15 protein-coding genes are annotated in these 22,778 nt (G+C 40.5%); 8 read left to right on the forward strand and 7 right to left on the reverse strand.

Annotation, left to right across the window (positions count from 1 at the left end):
• Positions 1-2: 2 nt before the first annotated feature.
• The 7 genes from D0T84_RS07705 to rnpA all read right to left on the reverse strand — a co-directional run bounded on the left by D0T84_RS07705 (position 3) and on the right by rnpA (position 8,174).
• Positions 3-1,259, reverse strand: coding sequence for a glycan-binding surface protein (locus D0T84_RS07705; protein WP_163307307.1), 1,257 nt, complete (start codon positions 1,257-1,259; stop codon positions 3-5).
• Positions 1,260-1,279: 20 nt separating this feature from the next.
• Entirely contained in the window at positions 1,280-2,974 is a 1,695-nt protein-coding gene (locus D0T84_RS07710; protein WP_163307308.1) for a RagB/SusD family nutrient uptake outer membrane protein, read from the reverse strand.
• 15 nt (positions 2,975-2,989) lie between these two features.
• Positions 2,990-5,353, reverse strand: coding sequence for a SusC/RagA family TonB-linked outer membrane protein (locus tag D0T84_RS07715; RefSeq protein WP_255495253.1), 2,364 nt, complete (start codon positions 5,351-5,353; stop codon positions 2,990-2,992).
• Entirely contained in the window at positions 5,350-6,168 is an 819-nt protein-coding gene (locus D0T84_RS22875; RefSeq protein WP_255495254.1) for a TonB-dependent receptor plug domain-containing protein, read from the reverse strand. Before D0T84_RS22875 ends, D0T84_RS07715 begins: the two co-directional genes overlap by 4 nt.
• A 330-nt stretch (positions 6,169-6,498) precedes the next feature.
• Complete coding sequence (locus tag D0T84_RS07720; RefSeq protein WP_163307309.1) at positions 6,499-7,377, reverse strand: AraC family transcriptional regulator; 879 nt, start codon at positions 7,375-7,377, stop codon at positions 6,499-6,501.
• A gap of 150 nt (positions 7,378-7,527) precedes the next feature.
• On the reverse strand, positions 7,528-7,749 hold the full coding sequence (gene yidD, locus D0T84_RS07725) for a membrane protein insertion efficiency factor YidD (protein ID WP_163307310.1): 222 nt from the start codon (positions 7,747-7,749) through the stop codon (positions 7,528-7,530).
• Positions 7,746-8,174, reverse strand: coding sequence for a ribonuclease P protein component (gene rnpA, locus D0T84_RS07730; protein WP_163307311.1), 429 nt, complete (start codon positions 8,172-8,174; stop codon positions 7,746-7,748). Before rnpA ends, yidD begins: the two co-directional genes overlap by 4 nt.
• A 694-nt stretch (positions 8,175-8,868) precedes the next feature.
• Between rnpA and D0T84_RS07735 the strand changes: the two genes are divergently transcribed.
• The 8 genes from D0T84_RS07735 to D0T84_RS07770 all read left to right on the forward strand — a co-directional run bounded on the left by D0T84_RS07735 (position 8,869) and on the right by D0T84_RS07770 (position 22,742).
• Complete coding sequence (locus D0T84_RS07735; RefSeq protein WP_163307312.1) at positions 8,869-11,220, forward strand: TonB-dependent receptor; 2,352 nt, start codon at positions 8,869-8,871, stop codon at positions 11,218-11,220.
• A 932-nt stretch (positions 11,221-12,152) separates the two neighbouring features.
• The gene (locus tag D0T84_RS07740) at positions 12,153-12,818 is read left to right on the forward strand and encodes a response regulator transcription factor (protein ID WP_163307313.1); all 666 of its coding nucleotides are present in this window, start codon (positions 12,153-12,155) and stop codon (positions 12,816-12,818) included.
• Between the two features lie 2 nt (positions 12,819-12,820).
• A complete protein-coding gene (locus tag D0T84_RS07745) occupies positions 12,821-14,206 on the forward strand; it encodes a HAMP domain-containing sensor histidine kinase (RefSeq protein ID WP_163307314.1) in 1,386 nt (461 codons plus the stop codon).
• 489 nt (positions 14,207-14,695) lie between these two features.
• On the forward strand, positions 14,696-17,839 hold the full coding sequence (locus tag D0T84_RS07750; protein WP_163307315.1) for an efflux RND transporter permease subunit: 3,144 nt from the start codon (positions 14,696-14,698) through the stop codon (positions 17,837-17,839).
• Positions 17,823-19,025 carry a TolC family protein gene (locus D0T84_RS22540; RefSeq protein WP_163307316.1) on the forward strand — a complete coding sequence of 401 codons (1,203 nt, stop codon included), beginning with the start codon at positions 17,823-17,825 and terminating at the stop codon, positions 19,023-19,025. The genes D0T84_RS07750 and D0T84_RS22540 overlap by 17 nt, the downstream gene beginning before the upstream one ends.
• Positions 19,026-19,028: 3 nt before the next feature.
• Positions 19,029-20,168 (forward strand): efflux RND transporter periplasmic adaptor subunit, encoded by a 1,140-nt coding sequence (locus D0T84_RS07760; protein ID WP_163307317.1) that lies wholly within the window; start codon positions 19,029-19,031, stop codon positions 20,166-20,168.
• Positions 20,169-21,018: 850 nt separating this feature from the next.
• Entirely contained in the window at positions 21,019-21,609 is a 591-nt protein-coding gene (locus D0T84_RS07765) for a DUF3575 domain-containing protein (protein WP_163307318.1), read from the forward strand.
• Between the two features lie 65 nt (positions 21,610-21,674).
• Entirely contained in the window at positions 21,675-22,742 is a 1,068-nt protein-coding gene (locus D0T84_RS07770; RefSeq protein ID WP_163307319.1) for a fimbrial protein, read from the forward strand.
• The last annotated feature ends 36 nt before the right edge of the window (positions 22,743-22,778 follow it).

Genomic DNA, 22,778 nt, shown 5'->3' on the forward strand with positions numbered 1-22,778 from the left:
TATCATTCAGCTTCAACAACACGCACATTGTCAATATGGAATGTAGGTGTACAAGGTGTTCCTGTAACCCCGCCTCCATTCACAAATAAAGTGATACCTGAGTAGTGCCCCACAGCATTTACTTTGTTCAGGTTAGTACCTTCTATATTATATTTAAAGTCTGACATCGGTATGCTCACTGTAATCCAGCCATCGGTTGTAAAAGAACCTGTATCGGCCCAAGGAATCCATAATGCGCGAGGATAATCGCTATTTGACACATAAGAATTGTTTGGATTTCCTCCGTTAGAAGTATCCTGCCAATTCATCCAAACATCGTCTGCTCCGGTAAAAATAACCTGCAAAGCAGCTGCAGACCATACATCAGGGATATTTACTTCAAACTTCAACACATAATCATCCAGATTATTAGAATCAAAGAAATCAGGATCTGTAGTACGGTATGTCCATCGCTCATATGCGAATTTAGAGTCATCCCATTTGTCATCATCCATTTCGCCGGTAAATATCAGGTATTGACCACAACCTGTCAGACCTCCATCAGTACCGTAACCTGAACCTCCATGCCAACCATGATTGTAACCACCATCAGCATATTTTGTATCAAAATCGAGTATAATATTACGGTTATCGCGGAAATAGAAATAACTTTCACTTGTCCCATATACAGATGTAACCTTTACCGGGCCGGGTTGAGCGCCCGCAGGTACTTTGACTGCAATGTTATTAATATCATAACTGACAATCTCGCCAGTGAGACCTCCTTCGAACGTTACAGTCAATGGATTGGCGGCTTCGTGTATAAAGTAGAGCCCTTGTATATAAGCCACATCTCCGTCATCAACATATTCGCAGGTCATCGTTTTCGCTGTTGGCGCAGGCACAAGTGTTTCGAATGTATAATAGCAAGAATCGTTTTTTGTATACAACTTTATTAAGTCTTCCTTTTCGGCAGGAATACCTGAAGGGATGGTAACAATAATAGCGTTACCGGTTACATAGTTCGGATTTAGTTTCGCTTTCTGGTCATTAAAATAGACCGCGTTTACCCCTGATAAATTTTCTCCGATAATCGCTATCTGTGATCCTAAATATCCACCGGTCAACAGAGAGTCGGAAATAGTAGCATCACACGGACGAACATATCTCACAACCGGAGTACCTCCGCCTGAACCACCATTATCGTCATCATCCGAGCATGCACTGAATGAGGCCAGAGCCAGTAAAACAACAGCGATATTAAATATATATTTTTTCATAATCTAATCTAACTTAAAGGTTAAAAAGTATAATCAACAGGCTCCTGCATTATGTTCGGAGTTTTTGTAATAGTCTCCGCAGGTACAGGTAATGTTAGATTACTTTCGGTAATGGTTATAGTAGCTGCATTCGGATTAAGATAATAAATAGAACCTTTACCTGAAGGATCAACGTTAGGATCAAGGGAAGTGAATCCTCCATGATATGCATTGCTTGCATTGCGTTCCTGCCAAGTGTATTGACCGTTAGAATAATAATGGCGTTCACGTTTCATATCATTCAGGTACGAAAGTGCCTTGTTCATATCGCGATAACTCATACGCTTAATATCAAAGAAGTTAATACTTTCCAAAGCAAATTCGATACGGCGTTCCTTTATAAGTTGATCATAAGTTATGTTTGTTACTTTTGCAGAGAATCCGGCCCGTGCACGTACTCTATTAAATACATCCAACGCTAGCGCATCTGTAGTTGATGTTGCCGAACCGATACAGGCTTCTACATAACATAAATAAACATCGGCTAAACGAAGCAAATAAATATTATTTCCCGCATCCTGATTAGATGTACCGGCCAATCCGTCACAATCGGCATTAGCACCTACTACATATTTGCGTATGTGAGCTAACATTTCATTCGATGTTTCTGTAGATTCATCTTCCGAGAAATTATAATATGTATAGCCTCCACCCGCTAAATTATCGTAATGATCGCCATTGCGCATAAAAGTATAGTGACGGCGTGCATCATTTGCATCAAAAGATTCCTGCAGGCTCAAGGTCGGTCCTTTACCTGCTCCCCAGGAAGAACCAAGGGTGATAAGAGCATTACGTGAATGTGCTACATTACGGGAGTTACCATAGCTATATCCATCACTTGTACATTGTAAAGCAAATAAAGATTCCGGGTTATTATTACCAGCAGGATAAAACATTGTGGACAAATCCTGATAAAGGCTGAATCCGCTATTGTTGATAACCTCTGCGGCATACGATTTTGCTTTATTGAAATTATCTCCCGAAGATGCATCACTCAAGTGCGATGCCATTGTCAGGTGAAGTTTTGCCAGCATGCCAATCGCTGTATATTTAGAGCAACGGCCAGACTGGAATGGAGTAGCAGGAAGATAATCCTTGGCAAACTCCAAGTCCTGACGTATAAATTCGTATACGCTCGCTTGTTTGTGGCGAATCACCACATCGGAGCCAATATTATTGTTTGTAACAATAGGCACATCTTTCCAGTATTCTGTCAGGAAATAATAAGCAATACCACGGATACAGCGCGATTCGGCCAGAGCGCGATTGATCACTTCTTCCGAAACGCCATTTCCCCGGGCAGCATCAGGCATGCCATTGATAATATTATTACAGTATGAAATCACACGGTAAAGCCCGTTCCATCCCTGAGTAAGAAACGTATTACCATTCTGGAATGTCATATAGTAAAACTGCCCTTCCTGATCGTAGGTATAGTACAGGTCGCCTGCCAGTTCGTCGCCTGCCATCCACATAAAATTCATATGAAAGTCGGACCAGACGTTAGCAGTATACAAAGATGCCGTATTGGCATTTACAGCCTCTTCTGATGTATAATAAGTCTCCACCACTTGTTCATCTTCGGGTATAACTGTAAGAAATTCGTTACAGGATGCTGCTCCGAACAGAACAGATGAAAGACAAATAGCTTTGATTATATTTTTTATATTTTTCATGTCCTTTTCTTTAATTTAGAAAGTAATATTTGCTCCCAACGTGAAAACACGCGGTGTAGGATAGCGTCCCATATCTACATTAGACAATCCGGCCTGTTGATTGTAAGATCCGATTTCAGGGTCCAATCCTGAATATCCGGTAAATGTATATACATTCTGAGCATTGAAGTAAAGCTTACAACTCACAATTCCTGTTTTCCGTAGTAAAGTTCTCGGAATATTATATGCTAATGAAATATTCTGTATACGCAAGTAGCTACCATCTTCGATCCAACGGTCACTCATACGGTTATTACCATTGATATCGTTTCCACTCCAGCGAGGGATGTTTGCATTCGGATTAATTATATAACAATTGTCTGGATTTGTTACATCATATATATTTCCATCGGAATATCCCAGCTGCGCGCGATTCAGCGCCGAAGTAGCCTGATTGTCCCACTGAGAGTTCAAGCCTTCTGTCTTTACCCTTACATAATTTAAAATATCGCCACCAACAGATCCGGTCAGTCCTATGCCAAGTTCCCAATCTTTGTATGTAAATGTATTGGAAAAACCAAATGTAAAGTCAGGATTCGGGTCCCCTATTACAGTCTGATCATATTCATTGATAACACCATCAGGCACACCGTTTGGCCCACTAATATCTTTAAATTTAACGTCTCCAACCCATGCTCCGGTAGTACGATGTATTTCTACGCCTTCCGGTTTTGCCGAGTTTCTCAAATCTTCGGCATCTTTATACAATCCGTCTGTAATATATCCATAGAAAACACCTACGGGTTGCCCTACAGTAATCATCGATACTGTTTGGAATCCGGCATACCAGTCCAGTTTACCATAAATAGGAGTTCCGCTTGAATCCATTTCTTTTACCTTGTTGCGGTTCAAGGAGAAAGTCAGGTTTGAATGCCAGTTGAAATCTTTACCTGCAATATTATGTGTGTTCAGTGATATATCTATCCCCTTGTTATCCACCTTTCCTATATTCATATAAGGAGTCTGGATGTCTGAATAATTGGAACCGCCCAATACGGGAGAGACCGATGGTTGCAACAACAGGTCTTTAGTAGTTTTATAATATGCGTCGAAACTTAAATCAACACGTCCGTTAAACAAGCCTACATCAAGTCCGCCATTATATTGAATTGAAGCTTCCCATTTCAGGTTTGGGTTTGCATTTTTTGCCATACGGTAAGCTGTTCCGAATAAAGACGGAATAGCAACCATTGTAGAACCATAAAGATAAGTACCGATATTGGAGTTACCAACCTGACCGTACCCCAGACGAAGTTTAAGGTTGGAAAGCCAATCGTTCGTGTTCTCCATAAATTTCTCATTATTTATACGCCACGCTCCGGCAAATGACGGGAAATATCCCCAACGATTATTTGCACCGAATTTAGAGGAGGCATCGGCACGCAAAGTTGCTGTCAGTAAATAACGGTCATCATAATTATAGTTAGCGCGTCCGAATACAGAAACTGTAGTTTGTTCTCCTTTCCATCCGCTGTTGGATACAAATTCCCCATCGGAACCAATCACATGGATATCATTGGATGATAATTGATTTTTATGGAATTGAGTACCTTCCCATACAGATTTAGATGCTTCTGTACCAGCCATTACGTTCAGCGTATGCTTATTGAAGCTCTGGTTATAAGTCGCGTAGTTTTTCCACAACCAGTATGTACTATGATCTTCACGCTGCATAATCATAATATCGGTATTCTTCAGCTGGCCGTATTCATAACTTGGCTTGAACCCCTTATTTACGTTGTTGCTGGCATCTAAACTAAATTCAGAGCGTACATTCAGATTTTTAGTTAAATTCAGCTGCCCATAGATACTACCCATTACACGGTCGCGGCGCAGGCTATTGATTTGGTCTTTGGTTAAGGCTACCGGATTGTAGATAGACGATCCGTTTACTGTTTCCGGGCCTGCATAATTCCCGTCAAAGTCATAAACAGGAACTGAAGGGGACATTAATGCCGCCTGCATTACCACACCATTGATACCATCATTATTTACTACAGATTCGTCTGTACGGGAATAAGAAAGGGAAGCTCCTATTTTCACATACTTATTTACTTCACTGTCGATATTTAATCTACCGGTGAAACGCTCAAAATCGGAAGTAAGTATTATCCCATTTTGTTTTGTATAACCGATAGAAGCCACATATTGGGTTTTATCAGTACCTCCATTTAAGGAAAGGTTGTGGTTATTCATCCAGGCATCGCCTGTTACAGCATCTTGCCAGTCTGTACCTTTTCCCAGCAAGGAAGGATCCAGGTATGCCTGATCTACATTAGCCATAAATCCTTCGTTATAGAGTTGTTGCTGGTAAGTACCAAATTGCCGGAGATTCATCATATCCAGCTTGCCAGAACGCGTCTGCAAGGAGATACTGCCATCATACGTATATTATTACGTCCTTTGTTTCCACGCTTCGTAGTAACAATAACAACCCCATTGGCTCCGGCCGCACCATAAATAGCAGAAGCAGAGGCGTCTTTCAATACATCTATAGATACAATATCGCTTGGAGCAATAGCAGACAAAGGATTTACCATGTTTTGCCCGTTAGATCCTCCCGACCATGAAAATCCGGCAGTTTCCGTACCAATTCCACTCATAGGGATACCATCTATAACATACAATGGTTCGTTACTACTTGTCAATGAAGTCGTACCGCGTATACGAATAGATGTGGCAGCTCCGGGAGCACCTGAGTTGGACTGCACCTGAACACCTGCTACCCTACCCTGAAGTATCTGGTCTACATTGGTCACAATGGACTCTTTCAGCCTGTCCCCGGAAAGTTTAGACACAGCGCCGGTCAGGTCGCTTTTCTTCATTGTGCCATACCCTACAACGACTACTTCTTCCAAAGCAACGTTGTCTTCCTCCAAAGCAACATCAATGTTCTTATCAGATCCTACTTTTACTGATTGCGGAGTCATACCGATAAAAGAGAATGTAAGGACATCGCCCTTATTCGCTTTTATTGAATAACTACCATCAATATCAGTCATCACACCAACTTTGGCCTGTGTCTGAACTGTCACACCCGGCATTGGCGAGCCGTCTTTTGCATCTGTTACCTTCCCCGAGATTTGATAAGCCTGCGCAAAAGCAGCACAAGGCATTATACATACCAGGAGCAATAAATAAAGGATTTTTCTCATAATTTAAGGCTTCGATAATGATTAGTATTATTTTTGGTTTAGATCTTGGATTTATTTTTATTTATAGTTTGTTAGGATATTGCAAATGTATTTATGATAATAAAATATAACAAATACTATATTATCCCTTAATAATACTTTTTTATCAAATAGAAATGCGAGTATCCAAGATGACGCTCTTGAAACTCGCATTAACTATTAAATATTAGTACTATACTATACCATATAAGGTTTTACACCCGCCGCTTATATAATATTTTTTATCTAAACTATTTCGCTATAATAAGATTTGAAATCAAAATAATACCAGTTTTTGCTAAAATAATACCACTATACAAAGAATTTAGTTTCCTTATAGTTTTCCCTGAATTCACGAGGCGTGCATCCTTTCTTCTTCTTAAAAATACGGTTAAAATTGGAGAGATTATTAAATCCGCAAATCATACTTATTTCAGCAATGCTATGAGTCGTATCCACCAGCATACGTGTAGCATGCCCCAAACGGATATCATTCAGCGAATCTATAAAGTTTCGCCCCGTGCGCTGCTTTATAAAACGGCTGAAAGCGACTTCGGTCATTCCTACTATATTGGCAACGTCGCTTAACCTGACTTCGTTGCTGTAGTTTGCCAGCATATAGTTGTAGGCGCGCTCTATTCTCCGGCTATCGTAGTTTTGCTCCTGTTCGTTGAACGACCGGCTGGATAGTTCACGCATAGGCGACATCGACAGGTCGTATAATATACCGAACAATTTTAATACGGAGTGAGCTCCTTCCGGCTCCGATGCCAAAGAATATAGTTGTTCTTTTATCTGTGCAATCGTATCGGGCGCGAAAGTGACACCATAGGCGGCTTTCTCGAACATTTCCTTCACCGAACGGAACTGATTCCTCTGTAATAATTGCTCATTGAACAAATCGCCATGAAACTGAATGGTTATCTCACTTATTTCATCCGATTTACACTTATGGTCGAGCCAGCCATGCTCCAGATTTGAAGCGGCGATCAAGGCCAGTTCCAGGTTATCTATTTCTTCTATACTGTCGCCTACCACCCGCTTAGCACCTGCCCCATTCTCTATGAAATTCAATTCAAATTCGGCATGCACATGAAGTGGGAATGTGAAGTGCTTTTTTACACGTGAGAATATCATAAAGCAATCTCGTTGAGACAGAGGAGTGACTTCTCTCAATATCGAATCTTTCATGTCTTATATTAAAAAGGCTAGAAAATTAAATTATATTTTATTCAAAAGAACACATTGTTTCTCAAAAATCAAATTTATTAAGGTATTTATTGTATTTTTTTGCATTTCGCAAAACGACTTTTGGGAAACTTAAGAAATAGGGCTTTTATATTATGGCACCGGATCATACCCATGACCTCCCCACGGATTACAGCGGGCTATACGCTTTATTGCCAGCCAAAAGCCTTTAAATGGGCCATATTTTTTAATAGCCTGAACCGCATATTCGGAACAGGTAGGGGTATACCGGCACGAAGGGGGCAACATGGGAGATATACTATATTTATAAAAATATATGGGCAATAAGAGTATCCACGATAATACTTTTTTCATCCGGCTTCAGTTTCTGCTGTTGTTTTTGTTTTCAACGTTGCTATTGCTTTTTGTATCGACTTTTCTATCTCAGCATAGGTAGGCAATTCGCTTTTAAGATAAAGAAAAGCAATATCCATCTGCTTATTATTTGCTTTCAGCCAATCCAGACAGGATGATTTATTCAACCGGTATGCTTCCCTCACCAGCCGCTTCACCCGGTTACGTTTTACTGCACGCTTAAACTTCTTCTTTGATACACTTATTAAGACTGAGGCATACTGGTTCTCTTCAACTGCCTCATCCCTTAACAGGTATACAACCCGCAAAGGATAAGCGATAAAAGAATCTCCTTTCGCAAAAAGAGACTCTATAGATTTTGTACTACAGAGCTTTTCTTCTTTCGAAAATGTCTTTTTATAGCCGGTAGAGTATTCTTCTGTCATCGGTTTAATATTAGGGTTATCTTGACTTTTAACCACTGAATGAGTTTTAATAAATTATGCGAATCAAGGGTTGCTTTGGGTTGAAGTATACTATTATAAATCAATCTTCAGTTTTGCAATCAGGGTTCTAAGTCCACGAAGTGGGCTAATATGGATAACTACGGGTAAAACCCGTGGAAAAAGCGGATAGGGGGAGGCCGTCTCCGTAGGAGGCGAATGGCATTTGTTTTTGCTATTTGCCTCCTACGGAGACATATTCTTCTGCCAGTCCCTGCCACGGGTTTTGCCCGTGGTTATCCACTTTCAGTCCCTTCGGGACAATAAGTTACTGTGTTTTTTAACCCTTGATTGACATAAATTACAAACAAATATATTTTTAAAGACAATTATTAATAAAACTCCGAGAAACTCCCATTACTCCGTGGTTAAATAAAAAGCCGAGACCACTTCATTGAAAACAAAGATACATTAAAAAAATTTCATAACATCTTTCCGGACATAATTGCCCGAAAACGGACGTTCATAATAATCAATAAACAATAGATTACAAACATTTTACACCATTGGCACAAACATTGCACATCCCGATATATATAAAGATAAATTTAAAATATTTCATACAAAGCTGTAACCTTTTTTTGATTTGTTACGTCATAAGAATAAACCAAGAAGTATAACAAATCAACATAAGATTATGAAACTAAGATCAACTATTCTGACTATACTGTTTATGATTATATCATCTGCAATAGTGGCACAAGTAAATATATCGGGCACCGTTATCGACAACGATTCCCATGATATTATCGAATTTGCAAACATAGCTTTGCTCAAGCAGGACTCTACATTTGTAGCCGGAGCATCATCAGATACAAATGGCCTGTTCGCATTTAATGGTATTCCCACAGGCGACTATATATTATCCGCCACATTCGTAGGGTATGGAAAAAGATATGTTCCGGTTAACCATATAGAAAAAGATACTGACTTGGGGAATATAGCTTTAAAATCGTCCGACATAGCACTGAAAGATGTTACCGTAACGGCAAATGCCGTGATACAAAAGCCGGACAGAAAGGTCATTATCCCTTCTGATGCCCAGATTAAAGCATCGAACAGCGGAATAACATTGTTGCGCAACCTGCAATTGTCACGCATCATCGTAAACCCTTTGGACAATACGATAGGCCTGCCCGGTGGAGACGCTGTACAGCTACGTGTCAACGGCGTAGAAGTGACTGTTGCCGAAGTAGTAGCCATCCAGCCGGAAGACATTATCCGCATCGAGTATCATGATGACCCGGGTATGCGTTATGGCAATGTAGGCGCCGTTATCGATTACATTACGCGCCGCAGGGAATCGGGGGGAAATGTATCGGCCAATCTGGCGAATGCACCGTATGGATTGGGATGGGGCGAGAACTTCCTTTCTGCTAAGGTAAATCATAAGAAGTCCGAATTCGGGATAAACGCATACTGGTCGCGGAGAAGCATTGACTGGACTCGCGAAAATGAAGAAACATTCGTATTCCCTGATATGACGTTAGTACGCACCGAAGAAGGCCAGCCGACAACATTTAAGGACAACCGCCTGAATGTAGCATTGAACTACAGCCTGAATGAAACGGATAAGTATATGTTCAACGCGACATTACGCAACAACTACCAGAAGATGCCTAACCAATATTCAGACAGGAATAGTATAATATATTCATCTGATAATGACAATAATCCATTGTCCATATCCGACCATTCCACATGGAGAAGCTATTCGCCGTCGCTGGACTTATACTATCAGCGTCATCTGAAAAACGACCAGCTATTGATATTCAACGTGGTAGGTACTTATATAGATTCCAAGTCGACACGTCTATATCAGGAACGCAGAAACGATATACTGAACACCGACATATATTCCTCTGTATTAGGAGACAAATACTCCCTGATAGCTGAAGGTATATACGAAAAGTCTTTCAAAACGGGGAAATTCTCCGCAGGCCTGAAGCATACCCAGAGTTACACCAGTAATACATACGATGGCAATGTATCTACGGATGTAGGGCTTAATTTTGCCGAAACTTACGGTTACGCCGAATTCCAGTTCAAAAAGAATAAGTTCAACTACTCGCTGGGACTGGGAGTTATGCGCAACTACAACAGCCAGGGGGACAACCACAATGAAAAGTATATCTTCCGTCCTACGGTACGTATATCATATAATATCAACGACAATGCTTATATTCGTTACAATGGCTATATCTCCGGTTATTCTCCTTCTTTGTCTGACCTCAACAATGTAGAGCAAGAGATAGACTCCCTGCAAATACAAAGAGGTAATCCCAACCTGCAAACGGTATGGTACTATACCCACACATTGACAGGAGGGTACAACAAAGGTATCTTCGGCGCCGAGTTTTTCATGAGATACAGCTACGACCATAAGCCGATAATGGAACAGATAACCTTCGAAGATGGCAAGTTTGTCCGCACAAATATTAACCAGAAAGGCTTCCACAGGTTATACTCCGAAGCTACGTTCAAGCTGAAACCGTTCGGAGAATACCTGACACTGACTCTCGCTCCGGGCTTCAACCGCTACATCAGTTACGGCGAAGACTTTACCCATACTTACGGCTACTGGCGTATACGTGGTTCGGCAATGTTCAATTACAAGAAATGGTCGTTCACAGCCGAAGCCTGGACACGCTGGAACAACTTCTGGGGCGAGACAATGGACAGGGGCGAACGCCTTCATACCATCATGGTGGGATACTCTGACGAAAGCCGCCTGTTTGGGCTGGAGAAAGTAAAGTGGAGCCTGAATGCAGGCATGTTCAATCCTTTCTCGAAAAGCTATACACAGGGAAGCCGCAATTATTCGGCGCTGGCACCAAACAAGTCACTGGTATATACAGACAACCTGAAACAGATACTTGTAATAAACTTTACCATCAACTTCAATTTCGGACGCCAGTATAAGGCCGGCAACAAGCGATTGAACAATGATGACACTGACGCAGGCATCATGTCAGGCTCTAAGAAATAAAAATCTCAGAAACTGTTTCTCATAATAAAGAATATATTAAGATTAACTTAATATTGATTGTGTTTACAAATTGCCTCTACAGACGTGATGTTTGGAGAGGCAATGTTTTTATGAGTTGTTTGTATTTTTATCTTATAGTATAGTTCTTTGATATTTTTAGGATAGGAATAGTGACAATAAAAAGTATATAAAAAGAGTCACCTTTGTTTAGTACATGACAAAAAAACATTGAAATAGGCTTGAAAAACCTGATTTTGGCTCCGCCGATTTTAGCTCCGCTGATTTTCAATTCAATTCATAACCGAAGGTTATCGGTCCAGTGTTATCAACTTAAGGATTATGGGACCAAAGATCAGGGCTGAAAGCCCGTCTTATTTCAGCCCAAGGCAACGCCTTGGGTCAGAATAGCCAAATATAGAGCGTGCGCGCTGAAAGCGCAGGTCAATGATTTGGTCTTGTTCTTTAAGTTTAACCTGCGCTTTCAGCGCGCAGTTTCTGGTAGATGCTCTTTACCCAAGGCGACGCTTCGCTTGCCATTGGGCTGAAATAATAAAGGCTTTCAGCCTTAGTTTGAAGACATTGGGGCAGTGGCTTGTCCCTGCCCGCTTGTCATCGTTTACGGGCACCCACAAGGGGATGCCCCTACAGCAGGATATAAAATTTTGTCATGTACTTAGCACCTTTGTCACTTTTTGGTAAACAATGAGAATCAAGGCTTGAATTATCAATCACATGAGCGAAGCGTTTGTTTTTTAACCCGAAGGGCTTAACCTTCAGAACCGCATGCAAGCAAAGCGCTCGCCTGCGGTTATGAAAGTCAGGCTTTTCAGTCCATTTTTCACATACGCTTTGGCTCCTGTGTTTGAATATGCTTTATTTTAGTGTATATTTGGCTCTGCTGATTTTTCAATTTGTCATATCTTTGTATTATTATGCAACACATCCTCATCATAGAAGACGAACCCGGAATCTGTAACTTTCTGAAACAGGGACTAGAAGAAGAAGGTTACAGAATAACTATAGCCATTGACGGGAAGCAGGGTGTAGAATTTTCCATGTCGGAAAATCCTGATCTGATTCTTCTCGACTGGATGCTGCCCCAAATGACAGGAATCGAAGTATGTAAAGCTATCCGGGAAAAAGATACTGAAATTCCTATTTTGTTTCTAACTGCAAAAGATACTGTACAGGAAACAATAGATGGACTGCAAGCGGGTGCAAATGACTATATTAAAAAGCCATTTAGCTTTGAAGAATTACTGGAAAGGATAAAGATTCATTTTCGAAACCATAAAAGCAAATCGACTCTTACTTTAGGCAATATCTCCCTCAATTTGAAAACATACGAGGTAAAAGTGGACTCATTAGATGTTTCCCTTACCCAACGAGAATTTGAGTTGTTGGAGTTCCTGATAAGGAATAAAGGGAATGTATGCAAGCGAGATGAAATTATAGAAAAAGTATGGGGTATAAGTTTTGAATACGACACCGGCGTAATAGATGTATTTATTAATGCCATACGTAAAAAACTGAATTTAGATAAAGATAACGGATACATCAGGACTGTAAGAGGTGTAGGCTATATAGCTAACGAATAGATATGAAAAGTCTTTCTTTCAGAAACAGGATTGCGCTCAACTACATAATCACAACAGCGTTGCTGATTGGTTTGGTATTTGTTACCATATACGTGGTAGTAGAGTTTAATGTATCCGGTCACCTGAACGAAGACCTGCGACGCGAAGCCGACCGCCACTCTGATGAAGTAGAATTTAAAGACGGGAAAATTGCCCTGAAAAGGCATAAAGAGTGGATGGAGCGCGAACACAATACTGTAGGCGTCGACCCTGTATTCATCGAATTTCTGGATATAAAGGGAAACCTTATCGATAAGTCTCCTAACCTGAAGGAGAGTTATTTGCTTTACGACTCCGCTCAGCCTGACAATGTGTTTTATAACGGTGAGTTAGCCGAAAAAAGGATCAGGCAGGTACAAGTTCCCATCTTGGACGAAAACGGAAAGCGCGTAGGGCATCTTTTGGTTGCTGTTGCCCGCGAAGGAGCCGAAGTAGTGCTGGAAACCTTACGCCATATCTTGCTTATCACTTATCCCATTATACTTATTGTCTTATTCTTTGTCGCGCGTTTTATTGCCGGAAGAAGTATAAAACCAATTAATGAGATTATAAATACGGCAAATAACATCACGCGTGATAATCTGACAGAGCGCATTCCGTTGCCGTACAACAAAGACGAACTATATATACTCTCCGATACGATAAATAATCTTTTAGACCGTATAGAAAAAACAATAGAACGGGAGAAATCTTTTACTTCTTATGCTTCGCACGAATTCCGCACACCTTTGGCTGTATTGAAAGGGACGCTGGAAGTCCTGATACGAAAACCCCGTCAGCAGGAAGAATATGAAGAAAAAGTAAGTCATTGTGTTAAAGAAATTGACCGCCTGAACCATCTGGTAGACGAATTGCTGATTCTTACCCGGTACGAGAACCAGAAGCAATCTTTAAACTTAGAAAATATAAGTATTAAACTGATTGTTGATGAGATACTTAAGATTTTCTCGGAGAATATACAGCAGAAAAACATCCGGGTGAAAACAGATATCTCCCCCGAAAATATTTACCTGAAAACCGATGTATACCTGTTTTCTACCATCGTCAATAATATTCTTTCCAATGCTATTAAGTATTCACATCAGGATGGAGAAATAGAGATTAAGATTAACGAAAGGGATAAGTTTATTTTCTGTGAAGTTAAGGATAATGGTATAGGCATTCCCGAAAAAGACTTAAAGAAGATTTTCGATAAATTTTATCGTTCTACAGACCATACTGATATCAAAGGATTTGGCCTGGGATTATCTATCGTAAAAAGATTCTGCTCCCTGTTGAATATTCGTATCGACATATTCAGCGAAGAAGGAATGGGAACCACCGTCAGACTGAAAATTCCTCAATCTTAGAAACTGTTTAAATTTTATTCGTTCAAATTTTTAGAGATGTTTTAGGCTGATTTTTTCTTCCGCGAAACGATAATAGCGGGCTATTTGAGTTGAGTGAAAGGAAAAATCAGCCTAAAACATCCTAAAAATGAACGAAGAAAAAGGTATAATAAAATATTCGTATAAAATTTAAACAGTTTCTTAAGCAAATCTTAAGCCTCTCCATTTAACATCTTTCTACTTTTGTTTGTTAGTTAATTAGTATAGTACATAAAAAATATATACGATTGTTCTAACTCTTCCCCCTTCGGGTACTTCCCTTTATCAAAAGGGAAGAGTGCCTGCCGGGTCAAACGGCTTCTAACTTCGCTTTGCGACTCTCCCCTCGCTTCTCCCTCTCCTTTTGGGGAGGGCCGGGGTGGGGTCGGGAGTGCCCAAAGGGCGAGGGGTTGAGTGATAATAATCTATTTTTTGTCATGTACGAAGGGAAATTAGGTAAAATAAAGGTAGATGTTAGAAAAAATCATACGGTTCAGCCTCAACCGCAAGCTTATCATATTGCTGTTCACCTCAGCCATATTTATATATGGTATTTACTCCGTATTCCATATACCAATCGGGGCTGTACCCGATATTACAAACAATCAGGTGCAGGTTATCACCACTTCTACCAATCTTTCTACGGAGGATATAGAGCAGTTCATTACCTACCCTATCGAAATGGAGATGGCCAACCTGCCCGGTGTGCAGGAAATACGTTCCGTTTCCAAATTTGGATTGTCTGTGGTGACTATCGTTTTCGATGAAAGCATGGGGACTTACCTACCCCGCCAGTTGATAGCAGAAAAGATAAAAACCGCATCTGAACTCATCCCCGAAGGCTTTGGCTCTCCCGAAATGGGGCCTATATCGACAGGGCTGGGTGAGATATACCAATATGTACTCGATGTAAAACCCGAATATAAAGACAGATATTCGGTTGCAGACCTGCGTACCATACAAGACTGGATAGTAAAACGACAACTGTCGGGAATCCCCGGAGTAGTCGAAATCAATACATGGGGAGGCTACCTTAAGCAATATGAAGTGGCTATCAATCCATCCCGCCTGAAAGCAATGGATATAACCACAGGTGATTTGGTAAATGCTTTAGAGAAAAACAACAGTATCGCAGGGGGCGCATATATCGAGAAAGTCAACCAAAGTTATTTTATACGTGGCGAAGGGAAAATCGGTTCGATAGAGGATATCGAAAACATTGTAGTCAAGAATGCAGGTGGTATCCCAGTCTTCGTGAAGGATATTGCTACCGTGCGCTTTGGCAGTGCTAACCGTTTTGGCGCAATTACAGGTAACGGCGAAGGAGAGAAGGTGCTTGGGCAAATAATGATGCTCAAAGGGGCAGACTCAAAAGAAACCATCAATGCCGTTAAGGAGCGTGTTGCAGAAGTTCAGGAAGTCCTTCCCGAAGGCGTATATATCAATGCGTTTCTGGAACGGAGCGAACTTGTAGCCAAGACTACTTTCACCGTTGCTGAGAATCTTATTCTGGGATGTCTCATTGTTATCTTTGTGGTTGTGCTTCTGCTAGGCAATTTCCGTTCGGGCATTGTTGTCGCATCTGTCATACCGCTTTCACTCCTGTTTGCTATCTCCCTGATGAGGATATTCGGTATAGATGCTAATTTAATGAGTTTAGGGGCAATAGACTTTGGCATCATTATAGACGGTGCGGTTATTATTGTCGAATTCGTTTCGGCGCAAATGACAGCGAATGCTTCTAAGCTTAGCAATCTACCTATATCTGACAGAAAAAAAGAAACGGACAGGATAACGCTGAGCAGTTCATCTACGATGATGAATTCTGCAATTTTCGGGCAATTAATAATCTTAATCGTATTTATCCCTATACTGTCCCTTTCGGGTGTAGAAGGAAAAATGTTTCGCCCGATGGCGCTTACTTTCAGCTTTGCGTTGATTGGGGCAATGTTGCTTTGCCTGACTTATGTACCTGTAGTTTCTTCTCTGATTATAAAACCACAGATACAGAAAAGAAACGGGATAACTGTCCGCATAATGAGGTTACTGACCCGTACCTATCTGCCTGTTATCACATGGGCATTGAAGCATACGAAGAAAACATTGGCGGCAGCGGTCGGATTGCTTGTACTGGCTGTGGTGATATTCTCCCGCATGGGTGGCGAATTTATCCCACAGTTGGATGAAGGTGATTTTGTTATCCAACCTGTCCTGAAAACGGGAACATCTTTAGCAAAGACAATCGAAACCACTACATTGATAGAAAAGACAATATTGGATAAATTTCCCGAAGTAGAGCAAATCGTCAGCCGAATAGGTGCAGCCGAAGTTCCTACCGACCCTATGTCGATGGAAGAAAGCGACATCATTGTAAAGGTAAGGCCAAAAAGCGAATGGGTTTCGGCAAGTTCGAAAGACGAGTTAGCCGATAAGATAAAAGAAGAACTGGAAGCTACGATTCCCAATATGGAGATCGAATTTACGCAACCTATCGAGATGCGTTTCAATGAACTGATTTCGGGTACGCGTTCCGATGTGGCTATCAAGATTTTCGGAGAAGATTTAGGTGTATTAGCCGAAAAGGCAGAACAGATAAAACGGGCGATAACTCATGTGGAAGGTGCTGCCGATATTATTGTGGAAAAGATAGACGGGCTTCCTCAAATGACTGTCGACTATAACCGTACACGTATAGCACAATACGGCCTGAATATATCCGACATCAACGATATTGTTGCGCTGTCTTTCGCCGGAACGACTGTAGGGAATGTATTCGAAGGAGAACGCCGTTTCGATTTGGTAATACGTTTGGAAGAAAATCTTCGGAACGATATAGACGATTTACGCAACCTGTATGTGCCGCTTCCCAATGGCGGGCAAATTCCTCTCCGGGAATTGGCGAAGGTGGAATATACCGAAGGTCCTGCCAAAATATCCCGTGACGATACCAAACGCCGTGTTGTAATTGGTGTGAATGTGCGTAACCGTGATATGGAAAGTGTGGTGAAAGATGTTTCGGCAATTATTGATGAAAAGATAAATCTGCCGCCGGGATATTATGTGACTTACGGCGGGCAGTTCGAGAATTTGCAGAATGCAAAAGACCGATTGATGATAGCCGTTCCCGTTGCATTATGCCTCATATTTATTCTTTTGTATTTTGCTTTTGGTTCAATGAGAGAAACATTACTTGTTTTCACGGCGATACCGCTCTCTGCTGTAGGTGGTGTATTGCTCCTTTGGATGAGAGGAATGCCGTTCAGTATTTCGGCGGGAGTAGGCTTTATTGCCCTGTTTGGTATTGCTGTACTCAACGGAATTGTGCTGGTAGAACATCTGAAAGAATTGAAGCACAGGGGAATGAAAAACGTGGATGAACTGATACTGAAAGGTACTACCGACAGGCTTCGCCCTGTTACGCTGACAGCTTCGGCTGCCGCACTCGGTTTCCTTCCGATGGCGATTTCATCTTCGGCAGGAGCAGAAGTACAACGTCCTCTGGCAACGGTGGTTATTGGTGGGTTGTTTACTGCTACACTTCTCACAATGGTAGTTTTGCCGATCTTATTTAAAATGTTTGACAAAAATCTGACTCAGGATGAAGAAGATATTTAAAAATATATGGTTCGTCTTATTATTGGCATTTAGTCCGGTTGTCTGTTCGCAAAACAATCCCGAACTGAATAAACTGATAGAGACGGCACTAGCCAATAATAAAGAATTAAGTTCTTATCAATTGCAGACGCAGGCTTCTAAGGCTAACATTAATACAGCTTTCGATTTTGACAAGACGACTGTTTATTACGGATATGACGAAAATAATGTAGCTCCCAACGACAAGGCATTAAGGGTATTTGGTATTGAGCAGACATTTTCATTCCCCACTGTGTATGGCGCTCAAAAGAAAGTATATAAATCGCAGTGGGAGCAGAATAAGGCTCTGTATGAGATACAGAGGAATAAACTGACTCTGGCTATATCCCTTGTGTATGAGCAGATTGTTTATACACAAAATAAAGAAGTCCTATATACCCAACTGGATAGCCTTTATTCAGCTTTTTCGAAAGCAGGCAGCCGTAAGTTTGAGTTAGGCGAATCCAATTATCTGGAGAAGATCACGGCAGAAGCCAAATCAAAACAGATTCATACTACACTGGTTCAATTAAAAAGTCAGAAGCAAGCACTGTATGAACAATTGAAATCGTTGGTACAAAGTGAAGAAGACCTTCAGATATCTGACAATCAACTGAATCTGTTGTATCTCGACAATGTAAGTATGGGTAAGGAACTGCAAAGAAACTATATGGAGACTGTCAGCAATACCTATTCTTCCCGGTTGAAGCTGCAAAATCAAAGCTGGTTGCCCGACCTGAGTGTTGAATTATTTACCGGAACAAATAAAGGCTTGGGATACAGACAAAACGGTTTTCAGATAGGGATAGCTATCCCATTATTCTTTAGCGGGAATATATCGAAGAAAAAAACAGCAAAGTTGGAGCAACAAAGCTGGGAGGCTATGCGCAGTAACCGAGAGATACAGATGGAAAGTTTCTATATGCAAAAACAGGCCGAACTGAACCAGCATAAGGAAATGATTAAGTATTATACAGAGAATGGTCAAATACTCTCGAAAGAGATTATGAAGACCGCTGATATGAGTTACAGGAATGGAGAAATAGACTTTTTTCAATACATCCAGAGTATGGAGAACGCTATCAGCATAGAGTCCGATTATCTCGATAATGTCCTTTCTTACAATAAGTCCTATTTAGAGTTACACTATTTCAATTTTAACGAATAAGCGATGAAGAAGTATTCCTATCATATATTATTAGCAGCAATAGCAGTTCTGTTATTGAATTCCTGTGGAGGAGAAAGTAAACCTTCGGAAGAAAATAGCACAGAACAGGAAGATACATCTTTGGTAGAAGTTACCCAAGAGCAATTCAATTCTATGAAGATGGAAATAAGTACATTGCAGGAAAGGGAATTTGATAATACGATAAAAGCTTCGGGCAAAGTAGATGTACCACCGAAGAACAGAGCCAAAGTGACCTCATTTGTTGCAGGTTATGTAAAGTCTGTATCTCTGCTGGTAGGAAATAAGGTAACTAAAGGGCAACCATTACTAACCTTGGAGAGCCCTGAATACCTCGACCTGCAACAATCGTATCTCGAAATAGCCGGACAAATGGAATATCTGAAATCGGAATATGAAAGACAAAAGACCCTGTTCGATGAAAAGATATCTTCCCAAAAGAAATACCTCGAAGCCGAAAGCGGTTATAAACGAGCAAAAGCTACTTACGAAAGCCTTCGCCAAAAGCTGAATATGCTTCGTATCAATCCTTCACAGGTAGAGCAGGGCAAATTCTCATCCTATATTACCGTTTATTCCCCTATATCGGGTGATATTACAGCTATCAATGCCAATGTAGGCATGGCTATTTCCCCTACCGATGTAATCATGGAAATTGTAGAAACACAGGCCATGCATCTGGAACTGGCTGTATTCGAAAAAGATATATTCAATCTGAAAAACGGACAGAAAATAAAATTTACCATTCCGCAGGTAGGCTCGGACGAGTTTGAAGCACAGGTTTCTCAGATAGGAAAATCAGTAGGAGGTAATGACCGCGTTATTAATGTTTATGCCTCTTTAGATACCAGTACCAAGCAAAAGCTATTGACTGGTATGTTTATAGAGGCACAGCTTGTAGCCAATTCACGAAATGCACTAAGCGTCCCTATTGATGCCATAACTACAGAAGAAGGGAATAGCTTCCTGTTGGTTCTGGAATCGGAGAAAGATAATGTTTATACTTTCCGTAAGACTTTAGTCAAAACCGGCGAAAGGAACGGCGACTGGATTGAAATTATTCCTGACAATAAGCTTAATGCCGATATTAAAATTCTGACTAAAGGGGTATATGATGTGATGTGAAATTACATCTGGATTAGAGTTTATATGCGAATCAAGGGTTGAATTATCAATCACATGAGCGAAGCGTTTGTTTTTTTACCCGAAAGGCTTAACCTTCATAGCCACAGGCAACGCTTCGCCCGCCTACAATTATGAAAATATTGCCTTTCAGGCAATCTCTTTATTTTCAATAATTTCTTTGTTAAGTATTATTTTTGTCATGTGCTAAACAAAAGCTTATAAAACCAAAATTAATTTTGGTTTTATAAGAGTCTGTTTCAATTTTATAGCAAATCTTTTTTATAGCTATTTTTAGATGGATTTTATCATTTTTGCTAGCCGGTTTAGCGGGCTAAACCAAGAGTAAAAAGGGGGAAATACGCTAAAAAGAGCATAAAAAAATTGCTAAGAACTATTGACCTGAACCTGTAATAAAAATTTTCGCTAAAATTGAAACAGGCTCTTAGCTTTTGTACTCTATTTTGTCATATAATACGCAAATTCAGTATATTTCAGTATTAATTATTTATGAAATTGTTTTTCATCAGCATATTTCAGTATTCCCAACTTGCGGAGTTTTTGAAAAATCAGCATTATTAAGCATTAAATTGTTCATTTTTTTTGCAAATAATACATTTCCATTAACATATTTTTGTATCCGAATGATGACATGATAGGGACCCAGACAAAATGCCCTCCCTAAAAAATACCTTCCCAACAATTTAAAAATACGCTAATTCTTGTCGGTATATGTAATTTAAATCAAGTTCTAAAAGAAGACCTTGAATATAAATAACGATTTCGATAAGAGTTGCTACTCTTTTATAATATATGATAAATTTCATTTGATACAATAAAAATAGATATGACAATGAAACATGTAATAAACAGACTAATAGTATTTATTTCTGCCATCCTGCTTGTATGCCCGTTGTATTCGCAAAAATTGGCAGTGAAAACCAACTTGTTTTCAGATGTGACCACTACCATCAATCTGGGAATAGAAGCCAGTGTAAATGACAGAATGACCGTGGATGTTTCGGGGAATTATAATCCATGGACTTTCTCGGAGAATAAGAAACTGAAACACTGGATTGTACAGCCTGAATTCCGTTACTGGCTCCACAAGGGATTTAAGGGTCATTTTCTGGGAGCGCATCTTCATGGAGGCGAATACAATGTAGGTAACATAGACACATCCCTGAAGATTCTGGGTACAGACCTTTCCATATTCAAGGACAACCGGTACGAAGGAGGACTTCTGGGAGGTGGTTTTACCTACGGTTATGCATGGCCGCTAAGCAACCGTTGGAGTATAGAGGCTGCCTTAGGGCTGGGATACGCGTACATAAGTTACAACAGGTATGACTGTGCCGAATGCGGGGAACAGCTGGGGCGTGGAAACTATGACTACCTGGGAGTAACCAAGCTGTCGCTTAGCATAGTATATATAATTAAATAGATATAAGCTGAATCAGAGGATTCAAACAAATAAATTATTTTATTTTTTAACTAACATTTATAATTATGAAAGTAATTAAATTATTGTTTATCGTATTAGTGAGTTTAAGCTTTTTTGCCTGTAACAACGATGATGAAGTTGCCGGAGGAGGCAAAGAAGGCCAGAAAACAAAAGTAGAAATTAGCATCTCCACAGGTGCGAAAACTAAGACCGTAGGCTCTGCGGTCGAGCTAGAGGAGTCCACAATCAATACTGTTACCGTTCTCGCTTTCGATGCTGACGGCAATCTTGAAGATGCGGCACATGACGCTGCACTTAATGATGAGGATAAGATCTTATTGGATGATATTAAAGTAGGTGGTGAAAAAACCTTTTTAGTAGTAGCCAATTCTCCTGCCAACACTTTTGCCGGTATCACATCTAAGAGTGTGGCAATGGCAAAAATGATGACCTTAGCTGCCACCCAAACTTCAAGTACCCTGATTATGACAGGCTCTAACTCTAAAACATTGGTACAGGCGACAAATGAAAATCCTAATGAGATTACAGTTACAGTAAAGCGCCTGGCTGCACGTATTGATTTAAATCCTGTTACTGTCAGTTTAGACCCGATTACATTACCTGATGCAACTCTTGATATCCAACGGATTTATATCAGGAATGTAGCTACGAAGTATAGCTTCAATCCTATTAGTACTGTTGCCAGCAGAGGTCTTGTAAATACTGCTCTGATACCCGGAGAAGCAACTACGTGGATAGATACTTATAATGGTGATGGGCATTATTTCTACGTAGGGCCTAATCCTGTGACAGGAGATATTACTGAGAATGCAAACTGGAATGATGCTACACGCCTTGTCATCGAAGCAGAGTTCACTGAAGGCGATGAGGAGCCTAAAACAGTATATTACCCGATAGCGATAAACCGCATAATTACAGATATGTCAAATGTTACGGGTGAAGTAGATGCTGCAGAAAAAGGTACCGGAGTACACTCCAATACAGTCTATAAGCTAGATGTGACCATTACAGAAAAAGGTTCGGATGACGGTGGAGATATTTTCCCGGCTCCATGCTTGGTGCAAGTACAAGTTGCTGAATGGAAATATGTAAATCAGGTTGTGGAATTCTGATTTGGATTTTGATTTCTATTATATCCGGACAGGAAA

It is taken from the genome of Dysgonomonas sp. 521 (assembly GCF_010501055.1).
Lineage (GTDB): Bacteria > Bacteroidota > Bacteroidia > Bacteroidales > Dysgonomonadaceae > Dysgonomonas.

Coding starts and splice junctions, on each gene's coding strand:
- D0T84_RS07705 (WP_163307307.1), bottom strand. CDS start 1,259: ATGAAAAAATATATATTTAATATCGCTGTTGTTTTACTGGCTCTGGCC.
- D0T84_RS07710 (WP_163307308.1), bottom strand. CDS start 2,974: ATGAAAAATATAAAAAATATAATCAAAGCTATTTGTCTTTCATCTGTT.
- D0T84_RS07715 (WP_255495253.1), bottom strand. CDS start 5,353: ATGATGAATCTCCGGCAATTTGGTACTTACCAGCAACAACTCTATAAC.
- D0T84_RS22875 (WP_255495254.1), bottom strand. CDS start 6,168: ATGAGAAAAATCCTTTATTTATTGCTCCTGGTATGTATAATGCCTTGT.
- D0T84_RS07720 (WP_163307309.1), bottom strand. CDS start 7,377: ATGAAAGATTCGATATTGAGAGAAGTCACTCCTCTGTCTCAACGAGAT.
- yidD (WP_163307310.1), bottom strand. CDS start 7,749: ATGAAAAAAGTATTATCGTGGATACTCTTATTGCCCATATATTTTTAT.
- rnpA (WP_163307311.1), bottom strand. CDS start 8,174: ATGACAGAAGAATACTCTACCGGCTATAAAAAGACATTTTCGAAAGAA.
- D0T84_RS07735 (WP_163307312.1), top strand. CDS start 8,869: ATGAAACTAAGATCAACTATTCTGACTATACTGTTTATGATTATATCA.
- D0T84_RS07740 (WP_163307313.1), top strand. CDS start 12,153: ATGCAACACATCCTCATCATAGAAGACGAACCCGGAATCTGTAACTTT.
- D0T84_RS07745 (WP_163307314.1), top strand. CDS start 12,821: ATGAAAAGTCTTTCTTTCAGAAACAGGATTGCGCTCAACTACATAATC.
- D0T84_RS07750 (WP_163307315.1), top strand. CDS start 14,696: ATGTTAGAAAAAATCATACGGTTCAGCCTCAACCGCAAGCTTATCATA.
- D0T84_RS22540 (WP_163307316.1), top strand. CDS start 17,823: ATGAAGAAGATATTTAAAAATATATGGTTCGTCTTATTATTGGCATTT.
- D0T84_RS07760 (WP_163307317.1), top strand. CDS start 19,029: ATGAAGAAGTATTCCTATCATATATTATTAGCAGCAATAGCAGTTCTG.
- D0T84_RS07765 (WP_163307318.1), top strand. CDS start 21,019: ATGAAACATGTAATAAACAGACTAATAGTATTTATTTCTGCCATCCTG.
- D0T84_RS07770 (WP_163307319.1), top strand. CDS start 21,675: ATGAAAGTAATTAAATTATTGTTTATCGTATTAGTGAGTTTAAGCTTT.